Here is a 12,259-nt window from a genome sequence, read left to right on the forward strand (position 1 = left end):
GCTGATCCAAAATTATTCACAAACTGGATAGAGATCTGGAAAAAGTGGATAGAGCCTGAGGCTGAATCACGCTTCAATCAAGAAAAGGTTTTTATTGATTGGAGGACATAAAAATGACGACACGTAATATTGCCGAATGGCAGGATTTTATTACTGGCTGTCTCGACTTTCGCCCTAAGGATGGGGTATTTCGTATCGCACGTGATATGTTCACTGAAGCTGAACTTTTCGATTTGGAAATGGAATTCATTTTTGAAAAAGTCTGGATTTATGCCTGCCACGAAAGCGAAATTCCTAACAATCATGATTTCCTGACAGTTCAGGTTGGACGACAACCTTTAATCATTAGCCGTGATGGTCAAGGCCAACTGCATGCCATGATCAATGCCTGTGAACATCGGGGTGCGACCTTGACGCGTGTTGCCAAAGGCAATCAATCCACGTTTACCTGTCCGTTCCATGCGTGGTGCTATAAGTCAGATGGCCGTCTGGTCAAAGTCAAAGCGCCTGCTGAATATTGTGAAGATTTTGATAAGTCCAGCCGTGGCCTCAAGCAAGGACGCATTGCCAGTTATCGTGGTTTTGTTTTTGTGAGTCTAGATACACAGGCAACGGATAGCCTTGAAGACTTCTTGGGAGATGCCAAAGTCTTTCTGGATTTAATGGTAGAGCAGTCACCGACTGGCGAGTTAGAAGTTCTACAAGGCAAGTCGGCCTATACCTTTGCAGGAAACTGGAAGCTGCAAAATGAAAATGGACTGGATGGCTATCACGTCAGTACCGTGCACTATAACTATGTCTCCACTGTGCAACATCGCCAGCAAGTCAATGCTGCCAAAGGTGATGATATGGATACTCTGGATTACAGCAAATTAGGCGCAGGTGATAACCAGACCGATGATGGCTGGTTCAGTTTTAAAAATGGCCACAGCGTTTTATTCAGCGATATGCCAAATCCTGCGGTCCGTCCTGGTTATGACACCGTCATGCCTTATCTGCTGGAAAAATATGGTGCCAAGCGTGCGGAATGGGCCATGCATCGCCTAAGAAACTTAAACCTCTATCCAAGCTTATTCTTCATGGATCAGATCAGTTCACAGCTGCGTATTGTGCGTCCAGTGGCATGGAATAAAACCGAAGTGATTAGCCAGTGTCTCGCTGTAAAAGGGGAGTCAACCGAAGCGCGTCGTAACCGTATTCGCCAGTTTGAAGACTTTTTCAATGTCTCTGGATTAGGTACGCCAGATGATTTGGTGGAGTTCCGTGAACAGCAAAAAGGATTTCAGGCGCGTCTGGAACGCTGGAGTGATATCTCTCGTGGTCATCATAACTGGTGTTATGACATGACTCAAAATGCGCAAGATCTTGGAATCCGACCTGTGATTACGGGGTGTGAGCTGACGCATGAAGGTCTGTATGTCAATCAGCATGGTCATTGGCAACGCTTAATGCTGGATGGCTTAAATCGCAAAGCTTTAAAAATGCAGGATATTACTTATCAACTTGATACAGCAACGGAAGAGGTATAAGTCATGACTGCTGAATTACATTTTGCTGTTTCACAATTCCTTTATCAAAAATCAGAGTTATGCGACCGTTATGATTGGGATGCCTATCTGGAACTGTATGATGAAGATAGTGAATATCACATTCCGCAATGGATTGATGATCATCAGTATGTCGAAGATCCAAATCAGGGTTTGTCTTATATTTATTATGCAGACCGTTCGGGTTTAGAAGACCGTGTATTCCGTATCCGTACAGGGAAAGCGGCATCGGCGACACCATTACCACGCACTCAGCACAGTATTCAAAATGTACAGGTCAAAAGCCTGCCAGATGGTTTGATCGAAGCCAGAGTCGGTTGGAGCACCTTATATAACCGTCAAGGGCTAGAAGGTTGTTTCTATGGACATGCCACTTACGTGTTAAGACAAACGGCTGAAGGATTCCGTATTCGCCGTCAACACACGATTTTGCTGAATGACAAAATTGATTCGGTGTTGGATTTTTATCATGTTTAAGGGAGCATCATGATGGGACATTCAGTTGCACTTAATTTTGCCGATGGAAAAACCTTCTTTATTTCGGTACATGAAGATGAACTGTTACTTAATGCTGCCATTCGTCAGGGCATTAATTTACCGCTGGATTGCCGTGAAGGGGTGTGCGGAACCTGTCAGGGACAATGTGAAACAGGCATTTATGAACAGGAATATGTCGACGAAGATGCTTTAAGTGAACGTGACTTAGCAGAGCGCAAAATGTTGGCTTGCCAAACGCGAGTCAAATCCAATGCTGCATTCTATTTCGATCACAATTCTGAAATCTGCAACGCTGGTGAAACACTGAAAATTGCAACGCAGGTGACTCAGGTTGAGCTGGTGTCCGAGACAACTGCGATTTTGCATGTCGATGCCAGTTCATCCGTCAAGCAATTAGAGTTTTTACCTGGTCAATATGCACGTTTGCAGATCCCTGAGACGGATGACTGGCGTTCTTATTCTTTTGCCAATCGTCCGAATCAGAGCAATCAATTGCAGTTTTTAATTCGCTTATTACCCGATGGCGTGATGAGTAATTATTTACGTGATCGCTGCCAAGTCGGTCAAACCATCTTGATGGAAGCACCTCTCGGCAGTTTCTATTTGCGTGAGGTTGAGCGTCCATTGGTGTTTATTGCGGGTGGAACAGGTTTATCGGCATTTTTAGGCATGCTGGACAATATTACGGAACAAACGAATGCACCTGCAATCCAGCTGTATTACGGGGTCAATCAGGAAATTGATTTATGTGAACAATCCCGTTTGCAAGGCTATGCTGAACGTTTACCAAATTTCAATTATCAACCTATTGTCACGCAAGCTTCGGAGACTTGGGCAGGCAAAACAGGTTATATCCACGAGCATCTGAATCGGGAACAACTCGCGGAACAAGCCTTTGACATGTATCTATGTGGCCCGCCCCCGATGATCGAGGCGGTTAAAGGCTGGCTGGATGGACAAGCATTAGACAACTATCGTTTGTATAGCGAAAAGTTTTTACAAAGCAATACGGCTCGCAATTGATCGGCTGCGTTGCCAAACGATTGACACAAAACAGGGGGAGAGGAAATCCCCCTGTTTAAGATAAATAAGCCGTTTGAAAAATTAAAAATCTCAACGTGAGCATACGTTGAAACATCTACTTTAAGGGAATAAAAATGAAGACAATTGATGTGAATCATGTGATCAATCGGGATCGGCTGTCGCCCTTGCAATGGCTGGTTTTTGCATTGGGCTTTCTGGTGTTTTTCTGTGATGGTTTGGATACCGGGATTATTGGTTTTATTGCGCCTGCGTTGCTAGATGACTGGGGGATTAGTAAACCTGAATTGGCGCCAGTGCTGAGCGCGGCACTGGTGGGTATGTCGATTGGTGCAATTATTTCTGGGCCGTTGGCGGATAAATTTGGACGTAAAGGCGTGATTGTATCCACGACTTTATTATTTTCTATATTTACCATTCTGTGTGGTTTTGCTTCTTCTACACAAGACCTGATGATTTACCGCTTCATCACAGGCGTTGGATTAGGCGCAGCCATGCCGAATATCAGTACTATCGTGTCAGAATATATGCCTGCAAAACGCAAAGCTTTCCTCACGGGACTGGCTGGTTGTGGCTTTATGCTGGGCATTTCTTGTGGTGGGGTGTTGTCGGCCTATTTACTGGAGAATTTAGGTTGGGCCAAAGTGGTAATTCTAGGCGGGATTATTCCTTTATTTTTAGTGGTCGCTTTAATATTGAAATTACCAGAATCTGTACCGTATCTGATTAAAAAAGATCAGCAAAATAAAGCTCAAAGCATTCTGGAAAAAGTTCAAGGTCATGCTTTTGCTGACACGGTCAAAATTGAGTTAGCCCAGATCGATGTCAATCATACTGATAGTCCTGTCAAAACCGTACTAACGAAATATCTCTGGGGATCAGTCATGCTGTGGCTGTGCTGTTTCATGAGCCTGTTAGTGTTTTATCTACTCACCAGCTGGATGCCTACGATTTTAAAAACCGCTGGTTTCAGTACGCAGCAATTTAGCTTGATTGCTTCTATTTTCCCATTCGGTGGAGTGGTCGGTGCTGTGATTATGGGCTGGTATATGGATAAGCTGAATCCAACCATCGTGATCAAATATGCATATTTAATGGCATTTGTGCTGTTTATCGTTGCGGGTTTCGTCAGCTCAAGTATTTTGTTGCTCGGGATCAGTATTTTCCTGATTGGTGCTTTGTTGACGGGCGCTCAATCGTCACTGTTACCTTTAGCTGCTTTATTTTATCCATCGCAGTGTCGTGCAGTCGGCGTGTCATGGATGCATGGGATTGGACGAGTTGGCGCAATTTTTGGGGCATTTTTCGGTTCGTATATCTTTACCTATGAAATCAGCCTTGGTGGTATTTTCTACCTCTTGGCCTTACCGACGTTTATTGCCTTTATTGCGTTAAGTTTAAAAGCGATGCGTCAAAACAATAAAGCCAATCCTGTCTTAAGCACCAGTTAAGACGTTAAAAAAGCCCAGTGCTTTCTAACACTGGGCTTGGGTTTTATAAATACACCACACTAGATATTATTTCGGGTTTCACTCGGTTTTTCGCCAAATTCCTCTTTGTATTCTTGCGCAAAACGGCTGAGGTGATTAAAGCCCCAATCATAAGCGAGTTTGGAAATGGAAATTTTTTGCTGTTTATTTGCATGACTCAATATTTTATAGATTTGCTGCAACCGATATTTACGTAAATAGGCCATTGGACTGAGTCCATAATATTGTTGAAACTCTTCATACAGTTTGGATTTAGAGACACCCGCCAAACGTTGTAAACTCTCGGCATCGAAGGATTCCTGTGCGTGTTGTACAATAAAATTCTTCACTTTTCGGATATATGCTGGCTCCATCTGATTGCTACGGTCATGCAATGCCGCAGAATAATTATTTTCCTGAGACAGCAGCAGGGCTTTAATCACAAAATTTTCATAGTCTTCAGAAAACATCGACAAACCCGAAAAGTCTGCATAATGTGATTTGAGTTGTAAAAAGTTTTCAATGTTATTCCACCAAGCTTTCATCAGCCCAGTCATGCTGAGCGAGATTTCAGGGTTAAAGACCAGCGCCTGTTCAAGTGGTTGATTGAGGAGCTCTGATAGCACCAGATGCAGACTTTTTTCGGGAATCACCACCTGAAACTTTTGACAATCCTGATTAATAACCAAGTCCTGTAAATCCTGATTGGAAACGATGAGCCCAGTATTCGCATCGGATTGATATTTGGCACCACGAATGCTCAGTGTTTGCTTGCCATGAAACGGCAGGCTGATGCTATAGGCTTTTAGATTGGAAATGTTGATTGCAACGTTGGCACCATAACTGATCGTCCCGATCGCCATTTTTTTATGAGGAAGTCGCATGCCGTCATAATGAAAGTCGAGTGTCTCCCGACACAAGGTATCCAGACGATGTTCGCCACAAATCATCGACATTACATTTTGTGCAAAATCGGCTTGATGCGAATGATGGATAAGATCCATGTTTTGGCTGAGTGATGTCATAGTCCTTTCACCTAGCGAAGTGCTTATTGTTTTAGCAGCAAGAAAAATGCCATTTTGATCCATAAATGAGCGTATTTATTCTTAGCTCTCTGGAAGAGCAATTGAACAGAAATGCTGTTCCAGCTTGTTTCATTAGAGCAAACTCAAGCAAATATACAAGCCTGTAGGGAATATATCTTTATGCTTTATAGGTATGTTAAATGCAGGTCTCGAGCTTAGGGTGTTGATTTGTGCAATGGCTAAATAGCCAACTTTAAGTTTTAAATCATTCATAAAATATCAATTTATAAGAATTGAACGCATCAGTTATTTTTTTTAATCTCGCCATATGATTTTTTATCGTTAAAATGCGAAATAATTTTTGCTCCTATTTTTTTGCGCTTTGGTTTTTAACATTCAGTTAAGTTTTCAAAATTAAACTGATCGGCTGATTAAACCAAAAGTTAAAAATCTCTTTAATTTTCAGGAATAACTTATGACTGACGCTCAAGCCAACCCACAGGATGCTGCTTCAGATTCGGCATCAGATGATGCAATGAAAGCAAAACGTAAAAAATTTCTCGGATTTTTCGCGCTCATTCTCATTCTTGCTGCAATTCTGTATGGCATCTGGGCGTTATTCTTTAATCATTCTGTCAGTACCGATAATGCTTATGTGGGAGCTGAAACAGCGCAAATTACCTCAATGGTGAGCGGGCAAGTTTCTGAAGTATTGGTGAAAGATACCCAACAGGTAAAAAAAGGCGATGTGTTGGTGCGTGTTGATGAGCGGGATGCCAAGATTCAATTAGCACAGGCGCAAGCTGAACTTGCCAAAGCACAACGTCAATATAAGCAGACTCAGGCAAATAGCAGTTCTTTAAACTCTCAGGTTGTTGTTCGTAATGATGAGATCAGCAGTGCGCAAGCGCAAGTGACTAAAGCCCAAGCGGATTATGATCGTGCAGCATTGGAACTCAAACGCCGTAATGAGCTTGCTGCGACAGGTGCAATTTCTAAAGAAGAATTAAGCAAGGCACAAAGTGCAGTTTCGACTGCAAAAGCCAGTTTGGATCTGGCTCAAGCAGGTTTAGCTCAGGCAACCTCTAGCCGTAAAGCCGCTGAAAGTACCTTTGCTGCCAATGAAGCCTTGATTCAAGGGGTAAATGAAGCGTCAACACCAGATGTGCTCGTCGCAAAAGCTCATGTAGAACAGGCTGCGCTGGATTTGGAACGTACCGTGATTCGTGCACCTGTGGATGGTGTGATTGCCCGTCGTAATATTCAGATTGGTCAACGTGTAGCACCAGGTACGGTCATGATGTCGGTGGTGCCTTTATCTGCACTGTATGTCGATGCAAACTTTAAAGAAAGCCAACTGGCGAAAGTGAGAGAAGGCCAGCAAGTTACGCTACGCTCAGACCTGTATGGCGATGATGTGGTTTATCACGGGACTGTGCAAGGTTTCTCGGGTGGAACAGGGGCGGCATTTGCCTTGATTCCAGCGCAAAATGCGACAGGCAACTGGATTAAAGTGGTACAGCGTTTACCCGTACGTATTACTCTTGACCCAAAAGAACTTGCACAACATCCATTGCGCGTCGGGTTATCGATGCAAGCGGATATTGATCTCGCATCGAAGTAATCAGCCATGAAAACGCAAACTCCTTTTGCAGAACTCAGTGGTGGGCGCTTACTGCTTGCAGCTTTTGTGATCGCCCTTTCAAATTTTATGGTGGTACTGGATACCACTATTGCCAACGTTTCTGTGCCTCATATTACAGGGAACCTTGCGGTTTCCAGTTCTCAAGGGACATGGGTCATTACTTCTTATGCTGTTGCAGAAGCAATTTGTGTCCCTTTAACGGGTTGGCTGGCGGGACGTTTTGGTACGGTTCGGGTATTTGTCTTCGGATTGATTGGTTTTACTATCTTTTCATTCCTTTGTGGTTTAGCGACTTCACTGGAAATGCTGGTCTTTTTCCGAATTGGGCAAGGTCTTTGTGGTGGCCCACTGATGCCGCTCAGTCAAACCTTGCTCATGCGAATTTTCCCACCAGAAAAGCATGCTCAGGCAATGGGGCTTTGGGCGATGACCACGGTCATTGGGCCAATTTTAGGGCCGATTCTCGGGGGCTTGATTAGTGATAATCTGTCTTGGCACTGGATCTTCTTCATTAATATTCCGGTTGGTATTGTCTGTACCTTAGCTGCCATACGCTTATTGTCTGTGGCTGAAACCAAAACCGAAAAACTACGGATTGATGCCATTGGCCTAGGTTTATTGGTGTTGTGGATTGGCGCACTGCAATTAATGCTGGATCTCGGACATGAACGCGACTGGTTTAATAACACCAGTATCATTATTCTGGCGCTGGTCGCAGCAGTAGGCTTTATTGTCTTTATGATCTGGGAGCTGACTGAAAAGCATCCCGTGGTCAATCTCTATGTGTTCAGGCATCGGGGCTTTGCTGTTTCGGTACTGGCGCTGGCCTTTGGTTTCGGTTCCTTCTTTGGCAGTATCGTACTCATTCCGCAGTGGTTACAGATCAATCTGGGTTATACCGCGACATGGGCAGGTTATCTCACTGCCACGATGGGCTTTGGTAGTTTAACCATGTCGCCGATTGTGGCGAAGCTGTCGACCAAATATGATCCGCGGGCATTGGCAAGCTTTGGGTTGGCCTTGCTCGGCGTTGTCACTCTGATGCGTGCATTCTGGGTGACTGATGCTGACTTTATGGCCTTGGCGTGGCCTCAAATCCTGCAAGGTTTTGCGGTGCCATTCTTCTTTATTCCGTTGTCGAATATTGCAATGGGCTCAGTATTGCCACAAGAAATGGCATCAGCCGCAGGGTTAATGAACTTCCTTCGAACTATGGCAGGGGCGATTGGTGCGTCGATTGCAGTCACCATTTGGGATGATCATGCCAAAGTGGCGCGTAGTGAAATGGTCAATAATCTGCATCCGCAAGAAGTCCAAAATAGTCTGCTTCAGAATGGATTCTCACCTGATGCAACGCTCGGTGTGATTGCCAATTTAGTGGATAAAGAAGCGATTACCATGTCTGCCAATCATGTATTTATGCTTTTGGCGATTGTATTTGTTTTTGCCAGTGCCTTGATCTGGTTAAGTCCAAAACCGAAAGGGAATACGGGTGGCATGCCGACCCACTAAAAATTATGAACTAAAAAAGCATCTATTCTGAGGTGCTTTTTTTATGTATAAAAATAGTGTTTTAAGCTGTAATTGATAGATTTTGCCTATTTTTTTCTAGAGAAAGCATGCCAGAATCCAATTGAAAGCGATAAGGATTGCATTGTAATCACAAGGAGGGATATTACTGGGCGTAGGAGATAAAGCCTAGAATCATTGAATATTATTAAAAATTTATTTTTATCAAAAATTAAAACCTCTATACCTGAAAATAAATAAACTAGCATGGCAATTGCATGGATAGGCAGGTATATATAATGGAGTTATCACATGAATCATAGATATTCATTTTTTTTCAGCAGCTTATTGGCTGTTGGTTTATTACAGGGATGTGGGAATGATTCCTCATCAGATCAATCAGGCAAAGATTCAAATACAGGCCAACCTTCAAAACCCAACCTGATTATTGATCAGGATCCAAGTAGTTGTAGCAAACTTGCAGAGGATGGCTCGAGTGTTGTGGTCGGTTCGGACCAGAATGGTGATCCTGCGGCACCTGAAGGTGCATCGGGTTATCGTTTAAACAATACAGTCAAATATGCCGATAAATATATGGTGGTGGCGAATACGCCATTGGCAGTAAAGGCCGGATGTGAAATTTTAAAAGCGGGTGGAACTGCGGTGGATGCCGCCGTAGCTGTACAAGCGGTGTTGGGTTTGGTGGAACCACAATCCAGTACCATTGCGGGTAGTGGTTTCATGATGTATTACGATGCAGAAAGCAAAACGGTTACCGCCTATGATGGACGGGAAACTGCACCTGCTGCTGCCAATGAATATTATCTGGTTCGACAGGATATACATGATCCAGAATCTCCTGCACCTGTGCCGAGTGCCCGTCGTAGTGGCCGTTCTATTGGTGTGCCCGGGGTAATGCGTTTGCTGGAACAGGCACAACAGGAACACGGCAAACTGAAATGGGATCAGCTTTTTGATCAAGCCATTGTATTGGCAGATCATGGCTTCCGTATTCCCGGACGTTTAGCCGATGCAATTGCAAGTAATGCAGCTCATCTGGCACTCGATGCAAATGCAGTCGCAACCTACTTTTATCCAGATGGTACACCGCGTAAAGTGGGTGAAACCATGACCAATAAAGCCTATGCCAAAACGCTGGAAACACTTGCAACTCAAGGTGCGAAAGCCATGTACAGTGGGCCGATGGCGAAAAATATTGTGGCTAAGGCGGGACAAACTGTTGGGGATGATGCAGCCCGTACTCCAATTACCCCAAGCTTGATGACTTTACAGGACTTATCCAATTATCAAGTAAAAAAACGGACGCCAATCTGTACCACTTACAGAGACAGTTACTATGTGTGTACCATGCCACCTCCATCATCAGGTGGGATTGCGGTTGCACAAACGCTGGGCATTTTAGAAAACTTTGAGATGAGTAAATACCCGCCTAAAAATCCAGAGAATGAAGGTGGGATACCTGATGTCATGGGCGTACATTTAGTTTCTGAAACGGAACGACTGGCTTATGCAGACCGCGATAAATATGTAGCAGACACAGATTTTGTGCCTTTACCTGCGAAGGGCATTGCTAGTCTAATTGACAAAAATTATCTGAAACAACGTGCGGCATTGATCAATCCAGATCAAAGTATGGGCGTAGCCCCAGCAGGCCAATTCGATTCCAATGCAGGCATAGATAAGACGGTTGAACATGGTACAACTCAATTCACGATTGTCGATGCGTATGGCAATGTGGTTTCAATGACATCGACAGTAGAAGCAAGTATGGGGTCATTCCATATGGTCGATGGCTTCCCGTTATCTAACCAGTTAACGGACTTTAGTGCCAATCCTGTCGATCAAACTGGCGCATTATTGGCGAATCGTGTAGAAGGTGGTAAACGTCCACGCAGTACCATGGCACCAACGCTGGTATTTAAAGGAACAGCACCTGGTGATTTTTATATGGCAACAGGTTCACCGGGTGGCGGCACGATTATTCAATATGTAGTAAAAACGCTGGTCGGTGCATTGGACTGGAATTTAAATGCACAGCAAGCCACGTCTTTGGTGAACTTTGGGGCAACCAATAGTCCAAATACCAATATTGATAGCTCGAATGATCAGTTGTCCTTACTTGAACTGATCGATGCGTTGAAAGCAAAAGGACATGGTATTTCCAATACCGCTCAAACCAGTGGGATTGCGACGATTATGAAAGTGAATATTGATAATCAAAGCAAATACGCGGGTGGAGTCGATCCACGCCGTGAGGGCATCGTGTTAGGCAATGGTGCACTATAGGATGATATCGGACTAACAGGCAAATAAAAAAGCCTTTAAGTATTGAACTTAAAGGCTTTTTTATATCGGATCGAACAATCCCGAATAATATTTTGGTGGAGATGGCGGGAGTTGAACCCGCGTCCGCCAGCATTACGCTCGAGAATACTACATGCTTAGATATCGTCTATTGTTTTAACACTAAGCGACCCGACGAACAGGGTACAAAGCGCGATCCTCTAAGTTTGGTATAAAGCCCCGAGGCTTGACTCTATACGGACTTGTGTGCGTGCGCTTCAGTCGGGTTCACTGACCACAAGTATTCAGTGAAGCGGACAAGCTGCCCTTAGGCAGCTAGAGCGTATGATTCGTCGTTTGCGACTATTAAAATGCAAATTTTATTTACGAGAGAAAATGCGCTCTCGGCATGCATCTATGAGTTTCATCACCAGCGTCGAAGCCAGAAACATCCCCAAAGTACAGCGCAATCATAACATAGATAGCTAGAATTTAAATCTTAATTTCTAACCAATCAGCAAAATATGCGCTTATTCTTCTATATTGTGACTGCACTTTATTTTTCAAGTTCCAAATTGAAAAGCTGGTAAAAGGACAGTTTTTTGAATCTATCCGACTTGATTTGATCTTATTTTTGCTTTTTAAAAGACAGAGATGGGACAATTTTCCCAATTATTTTAGTCTAGATAAAGGGTAAATATAGATGAAGCTTACCGATACAGAATGCAGAAAAGCACAGCCAAAAGAAAAACGATATCGCCTTTCGGATAAGAACGGTCTATCACTTCTCGTAACGCTATTAGGGCAAAAATACTGGAACATACACTTTACTGTTCTTGGTGAGCGTAAGTCAGAGTCACTTGCTCCATATCCTGATATGAGTTTAAATAAAGCAAGGGAGCTAAAATACAAGTATTCCAAGTCGGTGTTGCACATCGCTTTAAGAATTAAACCATTAATAAGAAAACATGAAGGTAATTCTATAGAAGAGGTTTTAGGTACTCTTGAGAGAAAGAATATGTCGCCTCTATTTAATAGATATCTTCAAAGAGAAGGTTTTTAAAATCTATATAGTCCAGCTATTTTTAAAGGTCTATGGACCACAACAAAACTTTAATTTTTTGAGCTGATTTAAAGTAATTTATCATTGTGACACAGTGATAAAGGGGCTAAGCCAAACGTTTGGCCCTAAGGCTGCTTTATATGGATGAGACAAGATCA

8 protein-coding genes, 1 other RNA gene and 1 pseudogene are annotated in these 12,259 nt (G+C 43.4%); 8 read left to right on the forward strand and 2 right to left on the reverse strand.

What is annotated here, in order from left to right:
• Positions 1-113 precede the first annotated feature (113 nt).
• From antA to AWW72_RS12705, 4 genes are all read left to right on the forward strand, one after another.
• Positions 114-1,529 carry an anthranilate 1,2-dioxygenase large subunit gene (antA, locus tag AWW72_RS12690; RefSeq protein WP_062847585.1) on the forward strand — a complete coding sequence of 472 codons (1,416 nt, stop codon included), beginning with the start codon at positions 114-116 and terminating at the stop codon, positions 1,527-1,529.
• 3 nt (positions 1,530-1,532) lie between these two features.
• A complete protein-coding gene (gene antB, locus AWW72_RS12695) occupies positions 1,533-2,024 on the forward strand; it encodes an anthranilate 1,2-dioxygenase small subunit (protein WP_004771000.1) in 492 nt (163 codons plus the stop codon).
• Positions 2,025-2,030: 6 nt separating this feature from the next.
• The gene (antC, locus tag AWW72_RS12700; RefSeq protein ID WP_155858557.1) at positions 2,031-3,068 is read left to right on the forward strand and encodes an anthranilate 1,2-dioxygenase electron transfer component AntC; all 1,038 of its coding nucleotides are present in this window, start codon (positions 2,031-2,033) and stop codon (positions 3,066-3,068) included.
• A gap of 134 nt (positions 3,069-3,202) precedes the next feature.
• Positions 3,203-4,537 (forward strand): MFS transporter, encoded by a 1,335-nt coding sequence (locus tag AWW72_RS12705; protein WP_062847586.1) that lies wholly within the window; start codon positions 3,203-3,205, stop codon positions 4,535-4,537.
• 59 nt (positions 4,538-4,596) lie between these two features.
• Here the strand turns inward: AWW72_RS12705 and AWW72_RS12710 are convergent, their stop codons facing one another.
• Positions 4,597-5,580: an AraC family transcriptional regulator gene (locus AWW72_RS12710; protein WP_062847587.1), complete on the reverse strand. Its 984-nt coding sequence runs from the start codon at positions 5,578-5,580 to the stop codon at positions 4,597-4,599.
• Positions 5,581-6,055: 475 nt separating this feature from the next.
• Between AWW72_RS12710 and AWW72_RS12715 the strand changes: the two genes are divergently transcribed.
• From AWW72_RS12715 to ggt, 3 genes are all read left to right on the forward strand, one after another.
• Entirely contained in the window at positions 6,056-7,204 is a 1,149-nt protein-coding gene (locus tag AWW72_RS12715) for an HlyD family secretion protein (protein ID WP_062847588.1), read from the forward strand.
• 6 nt (positions 7,205-7,210) lie between these two features.
• Positions 7,211-8,737, forward strand: coding sequence for a DHA2 family efflux MFS transporter permease subunit (locus AWW72_RS12720; protein ID WP_047431981.1), 1,527 nt, complete (start codon positions 7,211-7,213; stop codon positions 8,735-8,737).
• Between the two features lie 309 nt (positions 8,738-9,046).
• Positions 9,047-11,041, forward strand: coding sequence for a gamma-glutamyltransferase (gene ggt / locus AWW72_RS12725; protein ID WP_062847589.1), 1,995 nt, complete (start codon positions 9,047-9,049; stop codon positions 11,039-11,041).
• A gap of 93 nt (positions 11,042-11,134) precedes the next feature.
• Here ggt and ssrA read toward each other — a convergent pair.
• Positions 11,135-11,494: a transfer-messenger RNA gene (gene ssrA / locus AWW72_RS12730) on the reverse strand.
• A gap of 247 nt (positions 11,495-11,741) precedes the next feature.
• Here ssrA and AWW72_RS19830 point away from each other — a divergent pair.
• Positions 11,742-11,984: pseudogene (locus tag AWW72_RS19830) on the forward strand (Arm DNA-binding domain-containing protein); the annotation flags it as partial.
• Positions 11,985-12,259 lie beyond the last annotated feature (275 nt).

It is taken from the genome of Acinetobacter sp. NRRL B-65365, from assembly GCF_001605865.1.
GTDB classification, from domain to species: Bacteria; Pseudomonadota; Gammaproteobacteria; order Pseudomonadales; family Moraxellaceae; genus Acinetobacter; species Acinetobacter vivianii.